Origin of the sequence: Dyadobacter psychrotolerans (assembly GCF_004349265.1) — a bacterium.
GTDB classification, from domain to species: Bacteria; Bacteroidota; Bacteroidia; order Cytophagales; family Spirosomataceae; genus Dyadobacter; species Dyadobacter psychrotolerans.
Genome location: NZ_SMFL01000001.1, coordinates 783991 through 807344, shown reverse-complemented (window position 1 = coordinate 807344; position 23354 = coordinate 783991). Strand labels below are relative to the sequence as shown.

General features: G+C 41.2%; 21 protein-coding genes. 9 read left to right on the top strand and 12 right to left on the bottom strand.

Annotation, left to right across the window (positions count from 1 at the left end):
• Positions 1-66 precede the first annotated feature (66 nt).
• From E0F88_RS03385 to E0F88_RS03375, 3 genes are all read right to left on the bottom strand, one after another.
• Positions 67-1080: an aldo/keto reductase gene (locus E0F88_RS03385; RefSeq protein WP_131956649.1), complete on the bottom strand. Its 1014-nt coding sequence runs from the start codon at positions 1078-1080 to the stop codon at positions 67-69.
• A 146-nt stretch (positions 1081-1226) separates the two neighbouring features.
• Complete coding sequence (locus E0F88_RS03380) at positions 1227-3509, bottom strand: GH92 family glycosyl hydrolase (protein ID WP_131956647.1); 2283 nt, start codon at positions 3507-3509, stop codon at positions 1227-1229.
• Positions 3510-3678: 169 nt separating this feature from the next.
• On the bottom strand, positions 3679-3879 hold the full coding sequence (locus E0F88_RS03375) for a hypothetical protein (RefSeq protein WP_131956645.1): 201 nt from the start codon (positions 3877-3879) through the stop codon (positions 3679-3681).
• Between the two features lie 243 nt (positions 3880-4122).
• Here E0F88_RS03375 and hslU point away from each other — a divergent pair, with 243 nt between their 5' ends.
• Positions 4123-5520, top strand: a complete 1398-nt coding sequence (gene hslU / locus E0F88_RS03370) for an ATP-dependent protease ATPase subunit HslU (protein ID WP_131956643.1) — start codon at positions 4123-4125, stop codon at positions 5518-5520.
• 65 nt (positions 5521-5585) lie between these two features.
• Here the strand turns inward: hslU and E0F88_RS03365 are convergent, their stop codons facing one another.
• From E0F88_RS03365 to fmt, 4 genes are read right to left on the bottom strand one after another with little or no spacing between them, the layout of a single operon-like run.
• Positions 5586-6584 (bottom strand): phosphotransferase enzyme family protein, encoded by a 999-nt coding sequence (locus E0F88_RS03365; RefSeq protein ID WP_131956641.1) that lies wholly within the window; start codon positions 6582-6584, stop codon positions 5586-5588.
• Between the two features lie 13 nt (positions 6585-6597).
• Positions 6598-7689, bottom strand: coding sequence for an alpha/beta hydrolase (locus tag E0F88_RS03360; protein ID WP_131956639.1), 1092 nt, complete (start codon positions 7687-7689; stop codon positions 6598-6600).
• A 48-nt stretch (positions 7690-7737) separates the two neighbouring features.
• On the bottom strand, positions 7738-8235 hold the full coding sequence (locus E0F88_RS03355; protein WP_131956637.1) for a dihydrofolate reductase: 498 nt from the start codon (positions 8233-8235) through the stop codon (positions 7738-7740).
• A gap of 34 nt (positions 8236-8269) precedes the next feature.
• Entirely contained in the window at positions 8270-9190 is a 921-nt protein-coding gene (gene fmt / locus E0F88_RS03350) for a methionyl-tRNA formyltransferase (RefSeq protein ID WP_229213660.1), read from the bottom strand.
• 229 nt (positions 9191-9419) lie between these two features.
• Here fmt and greA point away from each other — a divergent pair, with 229 nt between their 5' ends.
• From greA to E0F88_RS03325, 5 genes are all read left to right on the top strand, one after another.
• On the top strand, positions 9420-9899 hold the full coding sequence (greA, locus tag E0F88_RS03345) for a transcription elongation factor GreA (RefSeq protein ID WP_131956635.1): 480 nt from the start codon (positions 9420-9422) through the stop codon (positions 9897-9899).
• 100 nt (positions 9900-9999) lie between these two features.
• Entirely contained in the window at positions 10000-10323 is a 324-nt protein-coding gene (locus E0F88_RS03340) for a hypothetical protein (RefSeq protein ID WP_131956633.1), read from the top strand.
• A gap of 96 nt (positions 10324-10419) precedes the next feature.
• Entirely contained in the window at positions 10420-11490 is a 1071-nt protein-coding gene (locus E0F88_RS03335) for a M42 family metallopeptidase (RefSeq protein ID WP_131956631.1), read from the top strand.
• A 208-nt stretch (positions 11491-11698) separates the two neighbouring features.
• Entirely contained in the window at positions 11699-12748 is a 1050-nt protein-coding gene (locus E0F88_RS03330; protein WP_131956630.1) for a PA0069 family radical SAM protein, read from the top strand.
• A 96-nt stretch (positions 12749-12844) separates the two neighbouring features.
• Positions 12845-14110 carry an exo-beta-N-acetylmuramidase NamZ family protein gene (locus tag E0F88_RS03325; RefSeq protein WP_131956628.1) on the top strand — a complete coding sequence of 422 codons (1266 nt, stop codon included), beginning with the start codon at positions 12845-12847 and terminating at the stop codon, positions 14108-14110.
• A 9-nt stretch (positions 14111-14119) separates the two neighbouring features.
• Here E0F88_RS03325 and E0F88_RS03320 read toward each other — a convergent pair whose 3' ends face one another.
• Together E0F88_RS03320 and E0F88_RS03315 are read right to left on the bottom strand one after the other, a co-directional pair.
• Complete coding sequence (locus E0F88_RS03320) at positions 14120-14878, bottom strand: LytR/AlgR family response regulator transcription factor (protein WP_131956626.1); 759 nt, start codon at positions 14876-14878, stop codon at positions 14120-14122.
• Between the two features lie 320 nt (positions 14879-15198).
• The gene (locus E0F88_RS03315) at positions 15199-15984 is read right to left on the bottom strand and encodes a phosphatidylinositol-specific phospholipase C/glycerophosphodiester phosphodiesterase family protein (protein WP_131956625.1); all 786 of its coding nucleotides are present in this window, start codon (positions 15982-15984) and stop codon (positions 15199-15201) included.
• Between the two features lie 268 nt (positions 15985-16252).
• On the opposite strand from E0F88_RS03315, the gene E0F88_RS03310 reads away from it, so the two are divergent.
• Positions 16253-17947 (top strand): amino acid permease, encoded by a 1695-nt coding sequence (locus tag E0F88_RS03310; RefSeq protein ID WP_131956624.1) that lies wholly within the window; start codon positions 16253-16255, stop codon positions 17945-17947.
• Between the two features lie 48 nt (positions 17948-17995).
• On the opposite strand, the gene E0F88_RS03305 is transcribed toward E0F88_RS03310, so the two are convergent.
• Positions 17996-18448, bottom strand: coding sequence for a hypothetical protein (locus E0F88_RS03305; protein WP_131956622.1), 453 nt, complete (start codon positions 18446-18448; stop codon positions 17996-17998).
• A gap of 209 nt (positions 18449-18657) precedes the next feature.
• On the opposite strand from E0F88_RS03305, the gene E0F88_RS03300 reads away from it, so the two are divergent.
• Both E0F88_RS03300 and E0F88_RS03295 read left to right on the top strand, forming a co-directional pair.
• The gene (locus tag E0F88_RS03300) at positions 18658-20073 is read left to right on the top strand and encodes a DUF1800 domain-containing protein (protein WP_131956620.1); all 1416 of its coding nucleotides are present in this window, start codon (positions 18658-18660) and stop codon (positions 20071-20073) included.
• A 12-nt stretch (positions 20074-20085) separates the two neighbouring features.
• Positions 20086-21285 (top strand): DUF1501 domain-containing protein, encoded by a 1200-nt coding sequence (locus E0F88_RS03295; RefSeq protein ID WP_131956618.1) that lies wholly within the window; start codon positions 20086-20088, stop codon positions 21283-21285.
• Positions 21286-21300: 15 nt separating this feature from the next.
• Here E0F88_RS03295 and E0F88_RS03290 read toward each other — a convergent pair whose 3' ends face one another.
• Together E0F88_RS03290 and hxpB are read right to left on the bottom strand one after the other, a co-directional pair.
• Complete coding sequence (locus E0F88_RS03290; RefSeq protein ID WP_131956616.1) at positions 21301-22641, bottom strand: sensor histidine kinase; 1341 nt, start codon at positions 22639-22641, stop codon at positions 21301-21303.
• Between the two features lie 15 nt (positions 22642-22656).
• A complete protein-coding gene (hxpB, locus tag E0F88_RS03285) occupies positions 22657-23328 on the bottom strand; it encodes a hexitol phosphatase HxpB (protein WP_131956614.1) in 672 nt (223 codons plus the stop codon).
• Between the last annotated feature and the right edge of the window lie 26 nt (positions 23329-23354).

The window sequence follows — 23354 nt, the reverse complement described above, 5'->3', positions numbered from 1 at the left end:
GAAAAGTTGGTTTAAGTTGTAGACTCAAAGGTAATAAAAAGAAAGAGGTAGCTGTGCTACCTCTCCTTATTTAACCAGTTCCAATTTATTTAAATGCTCTGTTATCAGATTAATTTCCTCTGTGCTTAGATCGATGTCCATCGCAGCAGCATTTTGAAGGGCCTGTTTAGCGTCTCTGGCACCAACCAGCGCAATGGTAATTCCGGGCTGCTCAACTGTCCAGCGTAAAACAAGCTGTCCCAATGTGGCATTTTTCTCCTCTGCGATTGGTTTAATTTTGTCCAGGAATTCGTTAACCAGTTTCAGGTTTTCATCCTTGTAAAAATAAAGTGAGGCGCGGTGGTCATCAGCTCCAAATTTATATCCGGGCTTCATTTTTCCGGTTAGTAAGCCACGTTCCAGCGGACTGTATGCCAAAATTGCTTTTTCGTGTTCCAGGCAGTAGGGAATAGTATCCTTTTCTATATCCCGTTTTACCATACTATATGGAACCTGATCAGAAACCAGATTGATGTATTTGGATGCTTCACGCATCAGGTCAGCGCTATAATTACAAACACCGGCATAACGAATTTTTCCTTGTTTGATCAGTTCGGAAACAGCACCCATTGTTTCCTCAATAGGTGTAGTTTTATCGTGCCAATGAATTTGGTAAAGGTCAATGTAATCCGTGCCTAGTCTTTTGAGACTGTCTTCACATTCCTTTATAATACTCTCTTTTCCGGCGTACTTGTAGATATCAATGTTGTTACCGGCATTGTCCTTACTGTGCATGGCAAGATCACCTTTCTTAAGATCCCAGCGCATTCCATATTTGGTAAGAATCTGAACCTTATCGCGTGGGATATCCCTAATTGCCTCACCTACAATCTCTTCACTAAGTCCCTGTCCGTAAACGGGGGCAGTGTCAATTGAAGTTACACCCGCATGGTACGACTCCTGAATTGCTTTTACGGCCTCACTTCTTTCTGTTCCACCCCACATCCATCCACCTGCGGCCCATGCACCAAAGGTTACGACCGATAGTTGGAGATCTTTATGTTCCGGATGATCTGAATTTCCTATTTTTCTGTAAATCATATATGTAGCTTTTTGCTAATAGCACTAGGCTTTTAACTAGTTTGTGAGATGAATATGAGTTCAATAATTATGCCAACTTATCGAAGTAAAACTTACTTTGATAAGTTGGCATAATTTAAGGAAAGCTAATGGCTAATCGCCAAAAGCTACTTACTCAATGAAAACGGCGCATTCTCAGGCTTAACACCCCAGGTTTTTGATGGCTGACTTGCCAGATTAAACTGAATAGTTCCGCCTTTCAAAATATCTGCGTGTTCAAGATAGGTTTGTCCGTAAGGTTTTCCATTCATTGCTGCAGACTGGATGTACAAATTTTTATCACTCGTTGCCGGTGCCTGAACAACAAATTTCTTTCCGTTTTCAAGGGTGATGGTTGCTTTTTTGAAAAGCGGGGAGCCAATTACATACTGTGTAGTACCTGGTGTTACCGGGTAAAAACCCAATGATGAAAACACATACCAGGCGGAGGTTTGACCGTTGTCTTCGTCACCGCAATAGCCATCAGGAGCGGCCTGATACAATTTGCGCATCACTTCCCGCGACCAGTATTGCGCTTTCGAAGGCGCTCCTGCATAATTGTAGAGATAAATCATGTGCTGGATCGGCTGGTTTCCATGCGCATAATTTCCCATGTTCATGATCTGCATTTCCCGTATTTCGTGAATCGGGAAACCATAATAGCTGTCATCAAAAATCGGAGGCAGCGTAAATACGGTATCCAGTTTCTGAACAAATGCTTCCCTTCCGCCGACCAGTCCTATCAAACCTTTAACATCCTGAAAAACCGACCAGGTATAGTGAATGCTGTTTCCCTCGGTAAATGCATCTCCCCATTTGAAAGGATTAAATGGGGTCTGGAACTTGCCATCTTTATTCTTTCCGCGCATCCATTTTGTTTCAGGGTCAAAAATGTTGCGATAATTCTGGCTGCGTTTCAGGTAAAGGTCCACTTCTTTCTGTGGCTTTTTAAGTTCTTTTGCCAGTTGAGAAATACAAAAATCAGCATAAGCATATTCCAACGTCCTGGCAGCATTTTCATTTACCTTAACATCATAGGGAACATATCCAAGTTCATTATAATATTCGTGTCCAAAACGGCCTACTGAACTGACAGGGCCGGCATTTTCCGTATTTTTAATGATTGCTTCGTAAAGTTTATTGATATCATAACCACGGATTCCTTTTACATAGGAATCCGCAATCAATGAAGCTGAGTTCGATCCGATCATACAATCGCGGTGACCGGGACTTGCCCATTCTGGTAAATACCCGCTTTCGTCATATGCATTGGCAAGTCCTTCCATGATATGCGAATTCAGGGTCGGGTACATCAGAGTAAAAAATGGAAAAACAGCACGGAATGTGTCCCAGAAGCCATTGTCTGTGAACATATAACCCGGTCGCACTTCACCATTGTAGGGGCTGTAATGCACGATTTTGTTACTTGCATCAAATTCGTAAAACTTTCTTGGGAAAAGAAGAACTCTATAAAGGCAGGAATAAAATGTCCGTATCTGATCCGGGTTATCACCTTCCACTTTTATTTTTGAAAGTTCATCATTCCAGGCTTTACGGCCTTTTTCACGTGTTGTGTCAAAAGTGTCAGAAGCAAGTTCACGTTTCAGATTTAGCTCTGCCTGTTCGGGACTTATAAAAGAGGATGCCACTTTCAGTCCAACCTGTTCTCCTTTTTTTGTTTTAAAACCAATAACTGCGCCGACATGATTTGCTTTTAATTCAAGCGTGTCTTTTGCTAAGGTCTTTCCGTGAAAGGCGGAAGAAAATGTGAAAGCTTTATCAAAAACCAAAACAAAGTAATTCTTAAAATTGGCCGGAACGCCACCGCTGTTTTTGGTGGTGTAACCGATGATCTTTCTTTCAGCCGGAATAATTTTCACATAGGAGCCTTTGTCAAAAGCATCCAATAAAACATAAGATTCATTTGATTCGGGAAAAGTAAAGCGGAATTGTGCGGCACGTTCAGTAGGCGCAATTTCGGTGGTGACATCGTAGTCAGCCAGATATACCTTGTAGTAATTTGGCTTTGCAACTTCCGCCTTATGTGAGAACCAACTTGCACGGCTTTCTTCATCAATTTTTAATTTTCCGGTCATCGGTAAAATAGAAAATTGCCCATAATCATTGATCCAGGGACTAGGCTGATGGGTTTGTTTAAAACCTCTGATTTTTTCGGCATCATACATATAACTCCATCCGTCGCCCATTTTACCGGTTTGAGGCATCCAAAAGTTCATGCCCCATGGCATGGCTATGGCAGGATAAGTATTTCCGGAAGAGAGGCTGAACTTAGACTGTGTTCCCATCAAAGGATTTACATAGTCAACCAGATTCGTTTCGGGAGTTAACGATTGGGCCGAAAGCTGGCAGCCTGAAATAATAAGGAAAAGGCAGTAAAGAATTTTTTTCATTTTTTTTGGTTAATTCTCTGGATATGGAAGTCTGCGGCAGGAATTAACGACGTCCTGCATTAAACTAAATGCAAGTTAGTAAAAGATTTACTGTGCAAGCTTTGAGGGATATTGTTAAGGAACGATAAGAAGGTGGGTGGTTTGTTGCTTAGGGGCTAACTGGCTAGTATTATAAGCCGTTATCCTTACGGACTTTCCTGACGAAGGTTTCAGTTACTCCAGCAAAGTTTGCTATTTCAGAAATGGAGAATTTTCCGGATAAAAGAAGTTTCGTTACAACTTCATAACTTCTTTTATCGGCACCCTTTTCAATTCCTTCTTGCAGAGCTTCTTCTCTGGTTAGCATTTTAACGGTTTCGATGATTGCCATAGTGACCTGGTTTCCGGTTAGCGACGCAACTTCCTTATCAAAGTTATTATTTATTACGTAAGTATAATAATACTACCTCGCCTGACATTTTGTGCAGGCATAGTTCTTTCTTACTTTGCAGCAGGGTATATACGGAGGAATAATTGATAAAGTAACTAACAAGTCTTTGTCAGGAGATTATGGCCTTATTTTTGGAGATGTACCTTTAAAATAAAATTATAAGCCAAGTTTTTATAAATCACAATGACCGAACACTTAAATCGCTTAACTCCACGCCAGATTGTTTTTGAACTGGATCAATACATTATCGGACAAAATGACGCAAAACGGAATGTTGCCATTGCATTGCGTAACAGATGGAGGCGAATGAACAGTCCTGAGGATATTCAGAAGGAAATTATTCCAAACAATATATTAATGATCGGCGCGACCGGGGTAGGTAAAACCGAAATAGCACGCAGACTTGCTAAAATTGCTGATGCTCCTTTTGTGAAAGTTGAGGCATCCAAATTTACCGAGGTAGGTTACGTGGGCCGCGATGTAGAAAGTATGGTTCGTGACCTTGTCGAGCAGGCGGTTGCCATGGTGCGCACCCAGAAAAAAGAGGATGTAAAAATTAAGGCGGAACAGGCTGTTGAGGACATTATCCTTGATGCCCTGATTCCTCCTGTACATGGAGCCGGTATCAAAGTTCGCAGCGAAAATGCTTTGGATGATAACACAATGCCGGAAGATGACGGAGAGCTTAACCAGCGTACTCGTGAGCGTTTTCGTGAAAAAATCAGAAATGGTGAATTGGACAGCAGAAAAATTGAGATTGAAGTTCAGCAAAATCAGGCTCCGAATGTGGGGATGATTGGTGGAGCAATGGACGATGTTTCCATGATGAATATTCAGGAAATGATCGGAAACATGATGCCTAAGCGCGGGAAAAAACGCAAAGTTACTGTTGGCGAAGCCAAGAAGCTTTTACTTGACGAAGAAGCATCAAAGCTGATCGATATGGACGAGGTGAAACTGGAAGCCATTCAGAAAGCAGAAAACCTGGGAATTATTTTTATTGATGAAATCGATAAAGTCGCCTCCAGCCGGTCGGGTGGCGGCAGCGGGCCGGATGTAAGTCGCGAAGGTGTACAACGGGACTTGCTTCCAATCGTTGAAGGGAGTGCTGTAAATACCAAACACGGGGTGATCAATACGGATCATATTCTGTTTATCGCAGCCGGTGCTTTTCATGTTGCAAAACCTTCCGATCTGATTCCCGAATTACAGGGACGTTTCCCAATTCGTGTGGAGTTAAACAGTTTGACGGAGTCAGACTTTTATCAAATTTTGAAAACGCCCAAAAATGCTTTGACAAAACAATACGAAGCCATGATGGAGGCTGAAGGCGTGGAACTGGTTTTTGAAGATGGAGCACTTCGGGAAATGGCCAGAATAGCTTTTGAAGTAAACAGTGAGGTTGAAAATATCGGGGCCCGCCGTCTGCAAACGGTGATGAGTTTGTTACTGAACGATTTTATGTTTGATATTCCTGATGTAATCGGCCCGGATTCTCACATTGCAGTTACAGCAGAAATGGTGAGCGAAAAGCTTTCACACCTGATCAAAAACAGAGATCTGAGTCAATACATTTTGTAAGTATTAGCGGCATTAACGCAAAATAAAAAGCGCAATGGGTTACAGTGAAATGTGTCTGTTGCGCTTTAGAATTTACAATATTTTTCTACCCAGCTGCGTATCCAGCCCATTCGTTCTTTTTTGAATCTGAGCGTGTAAAATGTGTTCGACCAGTCTTCAAAATGCAGTTGATAGAATTCAAGGAAAAACAACCAGAAGGCAAAACCCAGATAGGGGATAGCTGCAATTTCTGCCTCCGAAACGGGACGAATCTCCCGATAAGCGTTTAAAAATATTTCAAATTTTTGGTCTGCTTCTTCCTGTGTTTGCTTTTTGAAATGCACCTCAAAAAAATAATGCATGTAAAATGTCATTAAATCATTGGCCAGCAATCCCTTTCCTGCAAAATCGAAATCAAAAAAAGTAATATTGTCCTGCTCATCAAAATGGAAATTATGTGGCAGGAAATCGTAATGACAATATCCGTAACTGAATTTGGAAAGGTCAAACTGATTAATTTTGTCAAGCACTTTTTCTGTTGTGCTTTTTAGCCACTCATATTCTTCAGGTAATTCCTCAAACTCAGGCTGAATGTATTTTAACGGCTTAATTAGAGTTGTTTGTACATCGTAGGTTCTTCGTGGAAATTTCAGACTGACTTTGGAAGTAATATTATGAATAAGCGCCATTTCTCTTCCTATGGTTTTCAGTCTGCCATCGTAATAATCATGCGTTGGTTTTCCTGCTGCAAAACTAAACAGAATGCCATGTCTGACTCCTTCTGCTGCTTCAAAAGACTGGATCTGTCCGTGGTTTAAGTCGGAGATCGGATAGGAAATTTTGGCGTTTCGTTCCTTCAGGATATTAAGAAGTTCTGCTTCTGCCTTTATTTCATCCAGCTTCCTGTGCGAATCCCTGTACAGTTTAAAGATATATCTTTCATCACCATTTTGCAGCAAATAGGTGTCACTGACATTCCTGATCAGCAGCCGACATGTCAGATTTTCAAATCCATACGCCTGCTCAAGGTAACTTCCCAATGCACTTGATAAAAGCGTGGAATATTGCGTAGGAAAAACAGACATAATGCTCGGGTTTCTATTCGAAAAACAACCATTTTAAAGCGAGGGGAAATTCTTCACTCCAGCGCTTTTCATTATGCTTGCCTTTTGGATCGATGGAAGTGTTGATTTTTACACGGCTATATCCAAATCCTTGTCCACGCAGTGTTTCCTGAAGCTTGTTCACATTCGGGATCATATTGGCCCCCTCTTTACCACCAGCGTAGATATAAATCCTGGTCTCAAAAGGTTCGAAAAAGTGGATTGCGTCAAAATAGATACGCTGAGAAATCCACAGTGACGGTGAGAAAATCATCAAACGTCCAAAAACGTCAGGAAACATCAGGGCAGCGTAAATTGCAAGAAGTCCGCCCACAGAACTTCCGCCCATGCCTGTGTTCAGCCTGTCCGGTTTGGTACGGTATTCTTTGTCCACGAAAGGTTTCAGCGTGTCTTTTACAAAACGAAGAAATTGCAAACCCAGCCCTTTTCCCAGACGCGGATTGTCGTAAGGTGAAAATTCCTGAATACGCTCCTCTCCTGCGTGATCGATAGCAACGATAATCACATTGGCTTTATCTTCTCCTGCAAGCTTTGTTAAACTTTTGTCAATCTCCCAGTTGCCATAGGGAGAACCTTCGCCAAACAGATTTTGCGCATCGGTCATATAAAGAACGGGATAATGACGATCCGGGTTTTCGTAATAATCGTGTGGCAAAAGCATGTGCACACGCCTTTTTTTATTGAGTTGAGGTATTTCAAATGTTTCAGAAAGAACCTCAATAATGGGCGACAAACTTGCTTTTTCAGTGCTGTCGGTTTCCCAGCGGGTTACAAAATCCTTCACAATGCCTTCGTTAGGATCAATAACCCGGTTGCCCTGTGGCTGACCGTAATTGTCCAGTTCCATCTGATCCCAGCCACCTCGGGTGTACTTATATTCAAGCGGATAAGGAAGTTCTAAATCAGCCGGAAACTGAAAGCTATAATGTCCGACTGCGTCTTCCTCCATTTTATATTTTTCCAGATCAGGCAGCCATTTGCAAAAATTTCCGGTGATATATACCGGTCGTTTATCTGTTGGAGGAGTTTTTAATTCAATTCTTAATGTATCTATTGCTACTTGCATGCTTTCTTAGTCACTGACTTGGGTTATTCAGGCCGCAAATTTATGTTTTTAATCCCGCTTTCTTGCGTAATCAACGAAGTTAAATGTAAATTTATGTTTATCATCTGCCTGATGAACAGTGCGTTCTGTCTCAATCCATTCGTCAGGATTTGTAATATTAAAATAAGTATCTCCCGAAATAATTGTATTAACCTCTGTAATATAAAGACGGTCGGCCAATGCTAACGTTAAACTATATAGTTCTCCGCCTCCAATAATGAACGTTTCGTCCGTTTCCAGCTTTTCGGCTTCTTCCAATGCTTCCCGCACGGAATGGACAGCAATTACACCTTCCATAGAAAAATTCCGGTCGCGGGTTACAACGATCGAAGTTCTGCCGGGCAGCGGTTTTCCTATGGAATCAAATGTTTTTCTTCCCATAATGATAGGATGGCCAAAGGTGAGTTTCTTGAACCTTTTCAAGTCATCCGGGAGTCGCCAAAGTAACTGATTGTCTTTGCCGATTACTCTGTTTTCTGAGACTGCAACTATGATTGATATCAGCATTTATTGATGAAATTTGCCTTGAAAAAGTAATCAATTAGATTTTAGTGCCTCTTAAAAATTCTCCTGTCTCCATTCGTTTTTTACCTTCCAGCTGCAAGACTTTAACCGATAGCCAGCTATCAGAAGCACGGAAATACAAATAAGTTTTATTGTCAGTTTTATATTCTCCGGGTTGTGCATCACCTTCATCTGCAATGACTTCCGTTTTGAAAATTTTACAGGATAGTCCGTTTAACGTAGTCCAGGCAGCAGGGTAGGGTGAAAGTCCTCTTACGAAGTTGTGAATTTCGTACGCCGGTTTGGTCCAGTCTATCTCGCAGGTTTCACGGAAGATTTTTGGAGCAGATTTCAAAACGGGAGGTTCGTCCTGATCTTGCTGTGGATAATTTCCATTTTCGATTGCTTTAACGGTTTTTACAACCAGTTCGGCACCTTTCAGCATCAGTCTTTCATAGACACTTCCGGCATCATCATCTTCATGAATAGGTTCGGTATCTCTGAAAATTATTTTACCAGTATCAATTTCTTTTTCTATAAAAAATGTAGTCACGCCTGTTTCCGTTTCTCCGTTGATAACAGCCCAGTTAATCGGCGCGGCCCCGCGATACTGAGGAAGAAGGGAACCATGCAAATTGAAAGTGCCATAGGTTGGCATACTCCAGACAACTTCCGGCAGCATCCTGAAAGCAACTACAACCTGGAGGTCCGCTTTATAAGATTTTAACTCTTCAAGAAATTCAGGATTTTTTAGCTTTTCCGGCTGTAAAACAGGGATTCCCTGCTCTTCTGCATATATCTTTACGGGAGATGCAGTTTGCTTCTGCCCCCTTCCCGAAGGTTTGTCGGGCACGGTAATTACAGCAACTACATTAGAATTGCTTTCTACAAGACTTCTTAAACTTGGAACCGCAAATTCGGGCGTTCCCATAAAAATTATTCTCAGTCGTTTTGACATAGATTGTTAGCCCTTTTAATAAAAATGGTTGTTCCCATTTACAAATATTGTTATTTTTGTCGTTCTTACAGAAAAATATGACGAAGATTAAAATACATATCAGCCGAAAAGATAAGGTCTTCTAACCTGCTGCTACGAGTTATCAAATACTCTTGTAGAGCGGTCTTAGAGCCGTTCTTTTTTTTTATCAAAATTTCAAAAACAAAAGACTAATAAACAATTTAAGGTCATGGCTAAAATTTCATACTATACGGAAGAAGGATTAAATAAGCTGAAGAATGAGCTGAATGATATGAAAACCAAAGGCCGCACTGCCATTGCTGCACAAATTGCAGAAGCTCGTGATAAAGGAGATTTAAGCGAAAATGCAGAATACGATGCCGCCAAGGATGCTCAGGGAATGCACGAAATGAAGATTGCCAAGCTGGAAGAAATTATGTCCAATGCGCGGGTGATTGATGAGTCGTCCATTGATAATTCTCAGGTGGCTATTCTTTCTGTGGTTAAAATTAAAAATCGCAAAACCGGAATGGAAGTTGCCTATACACTCGTTTCGGAAGAAGAAGCAGATCTTAAAACCGGAAAAATTTCAATCGGATCTCCTATCGGAAAAGGCTTGCTTGGCAAAAAAGTTGGCGAAACCGCAGAAATAAAAGTGCCTGCCGGACTAATGGAATTCGAGGTTCTGGACATCGCCAGGTTTGCATAATAAATAATAGTTTAATTACTTGTGTTGGATTGTTAAATGGTAACATCATTTGGCAATCCAACATTTTCCTTTTAAGCCTGCAGCAATTTATGGCCGGATTATGAGATTCAAGGGTTTTGTACTGAACGTGTCCTTTCTTTGGGTAGAAGCCATGGCGCTTTTTCCCTTTGTTCTGGTAAAAAGAAAAAAACCGGGAACCGTTCTCATCAATCATGAATGTATCCATTTAAGGCAGCAATTGGAGATGGGCCTGATCCTTTTTTATATTTGGTACCTGGCCGAATATTTAATTCGTTTGATCAGATACCGAAGACATTATTTAGCATATCTTCATATTTCATTTGAACAGGAAGCTTACAGAAATGAAGCCAATTCGGAGTACCTGAGAAGCAGGAAATTCTGGTCGTTTTTGAAGTATGTTTGATTGAGAAGGAAGGAGTTAAGGAGTTAGAAAAGTAGGGAGTTAAGACATTAGAGAAATAGCGATTTAGTAATAGTGTAATCACTTTAAACAAACAGCATGTCAGATAAGAGCACAGAATTTCTTTATAAATATTTAAACAATGCATCGCCGACAGGTTTTGAGTCGACGGGTCAGCAGATCTGGCTGGATTATATCAAGCCCTATATTGAAGAACAGATTATTGATGTTTATGGAACAGCAGTAGGTGTTATCGGACCGGGACAGGAATACAAAGTTGTGATCGAAGCGCATTCGGATGAAATTTCCTGGTTTGTCAATTATATTTCTGACGATGGCTACATTCACGTTCGCCGCAACGGAGGTTCAGATGCAGCCATTGCTCCTTCCATGCGTGTGAATCTGCATACAGCAAAAGGTGTCGTTAAGGGCGTTTTTGGCTGGCCGGCAATACATGTTCGGGACACCGCCAAAGACCAGGTGCCGAAAGTACATGAGCTGTTTATAGACGTCGGCGCATCCAAAAAAGACGAGGTTTTTGAAATGGGCATCCATGTAGGAACTGTCGCTACTTTTGCCGACGGTCTGGATGAAATGAATGGCCGTTATTATGTTGGTCGTGCACTTGACAACCGCATGGGCGGATTCATGATCGCGGAAGTTGCGCGTATGCTGCATGAAAATAATGTCCGGCTTCCTTTTACGCTGTATGTTGTGAATGCAGTACAGGAAGAAATAGGCTTGCGCGGAGCAGAGATGATCTCCCGCCGTTTGAAACCGGATCTGGCTATTGTTACCGATGTAACACACGACACCCAGTCGCCGATGTACAACAAAAAAGAACAGGGGGATCTGAAAAGCGGTAATGGGCCTGTAATCTGTTACGGACCGGCGGTACAAAATAACCTCCGTGATTTACTGATTAAGGTTGCAGACGAAAAGAAAATTCCATTCCAGCGTCAGGCAGTAAGCCGGTCAACAGGTACGGATACTGATTCTTTTGCGTATTCAACAGAAGGAGTTGCCTCTGCATTAATTTCGCTTCCGCTGAAGTACATGCATACAACCGTTGAAATGGTTCATAAAGAAGACGTAAAAAACGTGATTCAGTTGATGTACGATGTTCTTTTATCGCTTAAAGGAGATGAGGATTTCAGGTATATAAAGTAGAGGTCAAGGGTTATGGGAACGGGGCATGGAGTTTTTTAACTTCGTGCCTTTTTTTGTTTAATATATTTGGCCAAAAGTTTAGTAGATTTTAAATGCTTCATTTATAAATGTTTAACAAAATTTAGATTAAAATTGTGATTTAAGGTATCATTATAAATAATAATTTTGTTATTTTTGGTATCATTAAACAGCAAAATTTCTTGTTTATATGGAAAGGGCCAGGGGAAGAGGAGCCGGAATCAATTCTCATAATAAGTTTCATAAACTCGAAACGGAATATACTTCTGAGGACTGGCAGCAGTGGGAAGATCCGGAAGTTAATCCCAAAACGCAGTTTATAGAAGAGCATTCTAAAACGCTGCTGAGTGTTTCGGATAGTCCGGATTTGCGCAATTATAATTCCATAAATCCATACCGTGGCTGTGAGCATGGATGTATCTACTGTTACGCGCGTAACTCTCATGAGTATTGGGGTTATTCCGCAGGTTTGGATTTTGAGACAAAAATTGTCGTCAAAAAGAATGCTCCTCAGCTTCTTGAAAAACTATTTAATTCAAAAAATTACAAACCGGTTTCCATCATGTTGTCGGGTAACACCGATTGTTATCAGCCTGGTGAGAAAAAGTACAGGTTAACACGTCAGTTATTAGAGATCTGTTTACGTTACAGAAATCCGGTAAGTATCTTAACCAAAAACGCATTAATACTTAGGGATCTGGATGTGCTGGAAAAGATGGCTAAACTGAATTTGGTTCATGCCGCCGTTTCAATTACTTCACTGAATGAAGATCTACGCCATGCATTGGAACCGCGAACTGTTACAGGAAAACGTCGATTACAGGTTGTAAAGTCTTTGCACGAAGCGGGCGTTCCCATGGGTATTATGACGGCACCAATTATTCCCGGGCTCAATGATCACGAAATTCCTTCCATTATAAAAGCTGCTGCCGAAAATGGTGCTGCCTGGGCAGGTTATACTGTGGTAAGACTGAATGGTTCCATCGCAGTTTTGTTTAAAGAATGGATTCACCACCACTTTCCTGACCGTGCTGAAAAAGTGCTGAATCAAATCGCTGAATGCCACGGAGGTAAACTGAATGATTCACGCTTCGGGCTTCGGATGAGCGGAGAGGGGAATTTTGCTGAGAATATACGCCAGCTTCACGATTTTGCCTGCCGGAAATATTTTGGAGAAAGAGAATTGACAAAGACAGATACTTCGCAATTTATGCGGGGCGGACAGCTGTCTATGTTTTGATATGCTTGCTAAGTTGCCGGGGATTTCACTAATTAGTACTAATATTTTACATTCGTAGCAATTCGTGTAATTCGCAGTTAAATTTTGCTTTTTCAAATGAAGACATATCTGGTATCCATTGTATTTCTGGCTTTTGTAAGCCTGCTTAATATAAATTGTGTGAGCTCTTCCTCTCACAAAAGTCCGGCAATTGGCTATGCCGACTCAATAAATACAGAAAAAGGCACTGCAAAAAAATCCATTATTACTGCTGCCGATCAGGTACCGGAGTATTTGGGTTATTTGAAAGGTAAACGAATCGGAATTCTTATCAATCAAACTTCTATCATTGGAAATAGACCAATGGTCGACAGTTTGGTAGCTTTGGGTGTTAACGTAGTGAGGATATTTGGCCCGGAACACGGCTTCCGCGGAACGGCAAGCAACGGCGATAAAGTAGGGGACAGCAAAGATCCAAACACCGGAATTCCTGCCATTTCACTTTATGGAAAACAAAAGAAACCTACAAAAGAGCAACTCGCAGATATTGATCTGATGATTTTCGATATACAGGATGTGGGCGCGCGCTTTTATACTTACATCAACACACTTGGACACATGATGGAAGCCTGTGCCGAAAATAATCTGGAAATGCTGGTTCTGGATCGCCCTAATCCCAATGGCTTTCTTATCGACGGCCCTATTCTGGACGACCATCTTCGTTCCGGAATTGGCATGTACCGCATACCAATCAGTCACGGATTAACGATTGCCGAATTTGCGCAAATGATAAACGGAGAAGGTTGGCTGCCGAATAAAATGAAATGTAAAATAAAGATCATTAAGATCGCAAATTACGATCACGATATGCCATATGTGCTGCCGGTAGCGCCTTCGCCAAACCTTAATACGCAGCAATCAGTAATGTTATATCCACACATTTGTTTTTTTGAAGGAACGATACTGAGCCAGGGAAGAGGTACCTACATGCCGTTCACCGTTTTGGGAGCTCCGTTACTAAAAGGTAAGTATGATTTCTCGTTTAAACCTCAGAGTATTAAAGGGATGAGCGAAACACCGCTTCATCAGGAAACAGAATGTTACGGACTGGATTTAAGAAAATTTGATACTTCTGTTTTTCACAAAACTAAACAGCTGAACCTGAAATGGATTATGGATTTGTACAAAGCCTATCCGGATAAAGCCCGTTTTTTTGACATGAGTCAAAGCAAACAAATGGGAAGTTTTGATAAACTGGCAGGATCTGAAAATCTTAAAAAACAAATTATTGCAGGAGCCTCGGAGGCAGATATAAGAAAAAGCTGGGAGCCGGGTTTGTCGGATTTTAAAGCAATGCGGAAAAAATATCTGCTGTATCCCTGAAAAATAAGTTCAGGAAAAAGTTTTGATCTTACTTAAAAGTTCGGTGCGGTTGTCTGAGGTAATCGGTATCTCAATGTCATCTATCATAACGTGGATATAGTTGATTGCTGTAATTGCATTCAGGTTAATTATGAACGACTTATGCACACGAAAAAACAGGTTGGGCGGTAGCTGGCTGATCATGTTTTTCATCGTTTCCCTGATCGTGTACTTCTTTTTAGTGGTATGCAGTTCCAGATAGTTATCATCGCTGCGGATGTATAACAGGTCCGCAAGCATGATTTTGGTAAACATGTGTTTTTCTTTGATAAAAAGCGCATCTTTAATTACCGTCGTATCGAGCTCATCCCGTTCGGTTTGAACAGCCGGTTCAGATAAATCCGGTTCTTCAAGTACGTTTCCTTCCTTAAAACTTTCAAATGCCAGTTTTACTGCTGTGTATACAGTAATTTTTTGAAAAGGCTTGTTTAAAAAGGCATTTGGAGAGGTTTTCAGTGCGGCATTCACAATAGCCATATCTTCATGGCTCGTAAGAAATAAAAAGGGGATATCGAGATTTTCTTTAATGTATTCACCCACATCAATTCCTGTTTGATAACCGTTCAGGTTAATATCCAAAATTGCGAGATCGTAAGAGTTGCTTTTAAGTAATTCTATGGCACTGGCATAGTCAGTTGCGACGTCATTTGCATTGTAACCGAAGCCGGTAAGTGTGAATTGTAGATGCTTAGCAATGATGTTTTCGTCTTCAACTATTAATATTTTCATTTCAACTCAGGTATTGAAGATTAGGAGTTTTGCCGAAACGCCTAAAGAAAGCTTGTTGGATTACAATAGAAATAAAATGTGATATTAGTTTTACGTACGTTATAAACGCAATTTAAGATTTTTTTATGCTAATATTTTTATAAAATTATTGCTACAATCGGATTTGGAATGAAATAGTAATATTTATACCTAATATGTTTATTAAATCGCAGTAATTGGCAAAATGGTTGCAAAAAACGGTGATTTATCTCAATCCGCTAGATTTCTTTCTACAAAAATAAATTTTAGTATGTACTACTATTTTTAGGATGGAAGCCAATTTATCTCGGTGCCGTTCTCAGGTAATCCCCAAGCTGCATCACTTTATCGGTATTCAAATAATCAGCTTTAAGGCTCATCATGGTTTTCCAGGTTTGAATATTATCGGGAGTGGCCCAAAACCTTACTTTCTTCCCAAGCTGATGTGTCTGTTCAATTACTTTGATAACAGCTTTTTTTTCTTTTTCCGGTAGGTCGCCTTCGCCGTTCCATTTGGAATACTTTTGAAATGCCTGACTTATAAGACCAATTCTTTTAAGCTGGTCCGGGGTATAGGTATTTTCAGGACGGCCGTCAAAGAAAATGAATGAAGGGTAACGGTCGAATGCTTCAGGAGATGGCGTGTTTCCGCTTACCACAATTTTAACAGGACCTTTCGGTGCCAGAATTTGCTCATAGGGATTTAATGTTGCCACAAGTGCTTCCAGAGTTTCCTCAGCAGGTGTTTTTAGGTCGATTAGAAGCTGAAGTGTCAAATCCTGCTGGGCGTAAATATTTCCTTTGTTCTTTTCGATTTGTGATAAAATAGGTTCAAGATACAATCTTTTAAATGTTCGGTCCGGAGTGATATCAACACGGTTATGTGCAGCATACAACGCGCCGTCTACCAAAAAAAGATCCGCTTCAATAGATCCAAATTGTTGTTCATAAGCCTCAAAAAACGGACGTTTTTGTTCGTAGTCGTTATGAGAATGTGCCTGGGCGGTCGTGTAGGCGGTGATTGTCTGGGCAGTTAAACTGTGGGTCCAGAGAAAAAATACCGATATGGAAATAAGGATAAATTTCATGGAAGTGGTGGTTTAAGATAGCGTTAGCAAAGTGTAAATATATCGTTTTAAAGAGGATTAAGGAAACAGATAACGCTTCAAAATGGCGCTGTTTGTTATTTTCGTTAATATCAAAATAAAATATTTATTTTATGTTTAAGTGTAAAATTATCTATTGGTTTTTTGTTTGAAATCAGACTATTTGTGGTTTTATGCAATGATGATTAAAGAATATTCTTATTTTCGCTGCTTAATTCATTAACGATGCCGATAAAACTTTAATCCCTGCATGAAAAAAAATACTTCGCTCTTTCGTAAAAAAACAGTTGATCAGATTCTAAATGATGCGAATTCCAGAGAGCATGGGGGATTAGCCAGAATATTAGGAGTAAGGGATTTGGTTTCACTCGGAATTGCCGCGATTGTAGGAGCCGGGATATTCAGTACAATCGGTTTGGCAAGTTACAATGGAGGTCCGGCAGTTTCCCTGCTGTTCATTTTTACCGCGATAGCCTGTGTTTTTACTGCTCTGTCTTACGCACAGTTTGCCAGTACGGTTCCGGTTTCCGGCAGTGCTTATACGTACGCCTATGTAGCCTTTGGTGAATTGTTCGCATGGATCATTGGCTGGGCACTTATTCTTGAATATGCAGTTTCTAATATGGTTGTCGCAATTTCCTGGTCTGAATATTTCACGAGTATGCTCAAAGGTTTTGGAATTGTGCTTCCCGGATGGCTGACGATGAATCCGGTTGCCGCTTCGGAGTCATTTCAAAAACTTCAGTCGGAAGGTGTTGCTGCCTTAACTACCTACGAAAAGATGGCTGCCCTGGCTTTTGAAACCGCGCCCAGACTCGGCGATATCCCAATCATTTTTAATCTTCCTGCCGGATTGGTTACCCTCTTGGTGACGGCACTTGTTTATGTAGGTATCCGTGAGTCGCGAACTGCGAGTAATATTATGGTTATTCTAAAAGTGGGCGTTGTGCTTTTGGTAATTTTTGCCGGTGCGTTTTATGTAAAACCGGAGAACTGGAGTCCCTTTGCTCCCAACGGAATGAAAGGCGTTTTAAGCGGAGTGGCCGCCGTGTTTTTCGCGTTTATTGGTTTTGATTCTATCTCTACCACCGCCGAGGAATGTAAAGATCCGCAGCGGGATATGCCAAAGGCTATGATTTACTGCCTTATCATTTGTACAGTACTTTATGTGTTAATCACGCTTGTCCTGACTGGTATGGTTAACTACAAAGAACTGAAAGTCAGTGATCCACTGGCATTTGTTTTTCAGAAAAACGGTCTTGACTTTATGGCCGGCGTTATTTCTGTCAGTTCGGTTATTGCGATTACGAGTGCATTGCTGGTTTATCAGCTAGGGCAGCCAAGAATTTGGATGACGATGAGCCGTGACGGACTTTTGTGGAAGAAATTTGCCAAAATTCACCCAAAATATCAGACTCCTTCTTTCGCAACGATTGTAACAGGTCTGGTTGTAGGTATCCCGGCTTTGTTCTTCAAAATGGACTTCTTTGTTGACCTTACCAGTGTTGGTACCTTTTTTGCCTTTATACTTGTTTGCGGAGGTGTTTTATACCTTGACCACACCGGAATTTCTGAGCGCTCAAAATTCAGGGTTCCCTATGTTAACGGCAATTTTCTGGTGGGTTTCGGTTTACTGGCAGCTATTGCGGGAATCATATTTTATGGCCAAAATGTTATCGTCGAATGGCAGGGGCTGTCTGTCGGGGAAATTTTTGAGCATAAACTGCTAACCATCATTTTCTGGATCACCTGGATCACGCTTTCTGTAATGAGCTTTAAATATAATTTTTCGCTCTTACCGGTCATGGGAATTCTTACGAATCTTTATTTAATGACCGAACTTGGTGCTTCTAACTGGTTTATTTTTGTAATCTGGCTCGCAATCGGTCTGGTTATTTATTTCAGTTATGGCTACAAGAAAAGTAAACTGGCCCAGGGAGAATAACAGTATACAGACTTTCCAAGTCTTCAAGACCTGGAAAGTCTAATCCCTTTACTGCTTAATTTTTTTAATCTGAAGAGAAATGGAATAATCCTGTTTCTTTTTGGTAGTGTCTGTTTTGGCAAAGGTGCTTACTGATTTTAAAATAAATCTGTACTGCTGCCCTGCAAAGCTCTGATCAAGAGAATCAATCACCCTAAACGAAGACTGCGAATTCCCTCCCCGGCAATCTCCAAGACACAGATTTACATGTTTTGAAATCTTCCCTTCTGTGCCTACACCATCCAGAGCAAGGTCCACCGTCGCATTTCCGGCCCAGACACAATTTACACCCTGGGGACAACGACTGTCTGTAATTTCAAAGAACGTCAGTGTAGAACGGGGTACATCATTTAAAACCACAACTTCTTTAAATTTTATCTCGTCCTCTTTTTTATCTATGGATGTACTTTGGCAGGAAATCAGTGCCGATGCCAAAACCAGAATAAGTGATAAATTTTTCATTTGTAATCTGTTTTTAAATAAGATGCAATAAGTGTGGTATTGGTTGTAATGGTGATAAATATCAACTTTCAGGCATTAATTTATAATTTAAACCGTTGTATTCCAATAGCCCGGAATAATTTTAGTGGTTTGTTAAAAGAAGCTGAATTAGTTCCATGCTGTAAACCTTGGCTTGTATAGATACGTCCATAATTACCAAAAGGATTGTTATGAAAGACTCGGAACCAGATAGTAAAATACTTCATCTCTACCGGCGTGCCGGCCTTAGCTCCCTGCCTGAGACAAAACGTACGCTGAAGCAAGCCATCGATCAGCTGTTTAAAAACAGTGAAAAATATACTCCGATACAATTAATATCTATTGCTGATAACATTTCTGCAAAACCCATCGAAGAGGTTTTGATGATGGGAGAGGCCGCAAAAGAGACGGCAAAACGTGAACGTGGAAGAGTTGAACGCGAGCGGGTCCGTGATTTAAACGTTGCCTGGGTGGAAATGATGGCAAAGGACAGCGGCGTACTACGGGAACACATGTCGCTATTCTGGCACGGGCACTTTGCATGTCGTTCGGAAGATCCGGTTTTTGTTCAGAATTATATCAATTCTATCCGTAAAAATGCACTTGGCAACTTCGGTGAAATGCTGATGGCTGTTTCGAAGGAAGCGGCAATGCTTCAATTTTTAAACAACCAGCAGAACCGGAAAAATAGCCCTAATGAAAATTTTGCACGCGAAGTGATGGAGCTTTTTACGCTGGGAAGGGGAAATTATACCGAGACAGATGTAAAGGAAGCAGCGAGATCATTTACAGGATGGGCATACAATTCTCTGGGCGAATTTGAATTCCGGGAAAAAGTACACGACCATGGTGTGAAAAATTTTCTTGGAAAACAGGGCGCTTTCGAAGGAACGGATATTATCAATTTTTTGCTTGAACAAAAACAAACGGCAAAATATGTAACTGCTAAAATTTACCGCTCATTTGTGAGTGAAATAGAGAATCAGGATAGAATCAACCAGTTATCTGAAGAGTTTTTTAAGTCGGGTTACAATATTAAAAATCTGATGTACAGGATTTTTACTTCTGAATGGTTTTATGAAGACTCTGTAAAAAATGCTTTGATTAAATCTCCCGTAGAGTTGATGGTGGGTATTCAACGTAATCTGGGAGCTACTTTTAATAATAAACAGTCAACACTTTATATACAAAGGGTACTGGGGCAGGAATTGTTTTATCCGCCCAACGTTGCAGGCTGGCCGGGCGGAAGAAACTGGATTGACAGTTCAAGTCTGATGTTTCGAATGCAGCTGCCAAATCTGATGATCGGCGAATCGGAGGTGAAGGTGAAACCCAAAGATAGTGGTGATGTTAATGACAAGGCAGTCAAACAGCAGGATAAAAATACAAAGGCAGATGTAAACTGGGACCGCTGGGTTGCCAGGTTTGAAAATGTAGCCGTGGACAAACTGCCTGGTGTAATCGCAGGTCAGTTGCTCGCAGAACAACCCAGCACAGAGGTTATTGAAATCGTTGCAAAACGTGCCGGATCAGAAACAGACCGCATAAAACAGATCAGAAAAATTACACTTACCATCATGGCACTGCCGGAGTATCAGGTTAGTTAAAACAGGGTTGATATGGACAGACGCGATTTTTTGAAACACTCGGCACTGGCAACGGCAGGAACCATGCTGATCCCCAGTTTTCTAAAAGCTCATCAATACAATCTCAACAACGAGAGTGGAAAAATCCTGGTGGTTATACAATTGTCCGGAGGGAATGACGGGCTGAATACAGTCATTCCATATCAAAACGACATTTATTATAAACAACGTCCCTCGTTGGCAGTTGAAAAAATTAAAGTGCTTTCATTAAATGATGAGATCGGGCTTAATCCGGCGTTGGAAGCACTTCGTGGCTTGTACGACGATGGCCGTGTTCGCATTATCAATAACGTTGGTTATCCTAATCCGGATCGGTCCCATTTCAGATCGATGGATATTTGGCAAACCGGCAGTGATGCAAAGGAATATTTAAGCAGCGGCTGGCTGGGGCGTTATCTGGATTCGGCTTGTACGGGTTGTGCAGGTACGCCGCACAAGATGCTGGAAATTGATGACACCTTAAGTTTCGCTATGAAGGGCGAAAAGGTTAATGGCATGGCCCTGCTGGATCCGAAAAAGCTTTACAACCAAACCAAAAACGGGATGGTGGAAAATCTTGTAAAAACTTCCCCTGTTAACACAGGTCATGATCCGGTAAGTTATTTGTACAAAACACTTGCGGATACAAAGTCAAGTGCTGATTATTTATATCAAAAGGCAAAGGTGCAAACCAGCTTGACAGAATTTCCAAATAATGAGTTAGGTAAAAGTTTAAAAACGATCTCGGAATTGATTACTTCCGGAATTGATTCAACAATCTATTACGTTTCACTTTCCGGATTTGACACGCATGTTGGGCAGCGTGGCCAGCAGGACAGGCTTTTGAAATTATACTCCGAAGCGGTTGCTGCTTTTGTTAATGATCTTAAAAAACAGGGACAGCTGGACCGGACAATGGTGCTGACTTTTAGTGAGTTTGGTCGTCGGGTGAAGCAAAATGGAAGCGGCGGTACGGACCATGGTACTGCCAATAATTTGTTTCTAATAGGAGGGCCGGCGCGTAATTCAGTAGTTTATAACGAAGCGCCTGATCTGACGAATCTTGATGGCGGTGATCTTAAATATTCTGTCGATTTCAGAGATGTTTATACTTCATTGCTTCGTGACTGGTTGGGTGCCGATGCAAAGTCTATTTTAGGTCAGGATTTTAAAGGTCTATCAGGATTGATTTAAATCAAAATGGTTATTTTAAAAAACCAAAGTAAAAACCGTTCCCTTACCGACTTCAGAGGCTACGTTTAGTTGACCTCCGTGTTGTTGTAAAATCTGCCTGGAAAGGCTAAGCCCAATTCCTGAACCGGTTTTTTTTGTGGTATAAAAAGGAATAAAAATATTGTCAATTGCCTCAGGCTCAATGCCGTCTCCGTTGTCCTGCACTTCTATAAAAGTGGTGTTGTCGTTTTGATAAGCTTCAAGAGAAATCACACGGTCGGTTTGGGTAGAGAATGCCTCGGATGCATTTTTTATCAAATTAATTAAAACCTGCTGAATCTGGCTGGCATCGACTTTTACAATCAGGTTTTCTGGTTTCACTGTCAATTTCCACAGTACTCCGGCAGTTGTCAGATCTGTCTGTAGCAATTGCAGAACTTCCTGTAACAATTCGGCAACGTTCAGATTTGAAAACACAGGTTTTGGCAAGGTTGTAAAATCTCGGTAAGCGTTCACAAACTGCATCATACCTTTGCTCCGTTTTTCCAGTGTTTGTAAAGCTTCTTTCAAATCATTTACGGCCTCCTGATCAGTAGTGGATTTTTCAATATCTTCATTTACAATCAGCCGCATTGTACCAACAAGGGACACAATAGGTGTCATCGAGTTCATAATCTCATGACGCAAAACACGCGTCAGGTTTTGCCATGATTCCACTTCCTGCTGCTGAAGTTCTGTCTGGATATTTTGCAAAACCACAATCCGTACCCACATTCCTCTGAGCTGAATAGCCGCTCCCTGCAGGGCAAGGGGTTGGTCGGAAGGCGTACGATAAAGTTCACGCACACCGGAATCCAGATTGGAAAGCAGTTCAAATAATCTTGGATGTTTATCCTGTAGTTCGCTAAGCTGATGCAGTCTGTAAATTCCCAGCATCCGGAGTGCAGCATTATTGATCAGATTGACCTGCCCCGTGCTGTCAAAAGTGATAAGTCCCGTCCCAATGTGCTGAACGATGGTGTTGAGGTACTGAAGGTTGGCTTCCTTTTCAGCCCGGGCCTGACGAAACGCGTGCAACACTTCATTAAACTGCTGGTTGAGTTCCTGAAACGTTTTACCCATTTTATTATCATGCCGGAAGTTGATCGTAAAATCTGAATACCGTACCGATTCCAGAAAATAAGTCAGTTTCCGGTTGACATTGGTAACATACTGATATAAAAGAGAACCCTGGACAAAGATGAAAATTCCACCCAGAATATAAATTAATGTTACATTCGTTTTTAAGGAAGCCAGCCATATCACCACGAAAACGCTCACGATAATCAGTGTTATCCTGATAGCTATTACAATGCTGAAATGGCGAAGTCCGATCATTAATTTAATAAAAAACTAGTTGAGAATATTTTGCGGCTGTCCGCACATTTCTTCCAGAATGTATTTGTCCAAAGAGGAAATTTTATAATGCGCCAGATTAAATTTTGGATCTTCAAAAACCTCCATCGCCGGTACTGAAATCGTGATCATTCCGGCTGCGTGGGCAGAACGAAGGCCTGCATGAGAATCTTCAAAAGCGATACATTCCTCAGGTTTAACACCAAGTTTTGCTGCCGTTGTCAGGTATACCGCCGGATGTGGTTTTGTAAATTCTTCAAGCTCACCAGAGTGCCAGGTGTCAAAGTAATCAATAATTTCCAGCCTTTTGAGAACACCTTCAATTAGCACCATGTGTGAGGCAGATGCTACGGCCAGTTTAAGACCCTGTGCTTTAAGATTTTTGATAATATCTATTGCGCCGGGCATGGCAACTGCATGATTGAGAATATTTTTATGTGCATGCTCTAGAATTTCCCGTTCAAGCTCTTCAAAGGTTGGCGTGTTCCATGGCTGTATTTTGTAGCAAAATTCCAGAAAAAGCTTGATAGACAATCCGGTGGTTTGAAGTTTCAGTGCGTGTGTCAATTGGAAATTTACTTTTTGCATGACTTCACGGGCAGCATCGGCCCAAATCGGCTCCGAATCAATCAGCAACCCGTCCATGTCAAATATGGCAGCTTTAATCATTATGTTTTAACTTTTAGTTTCTGCCC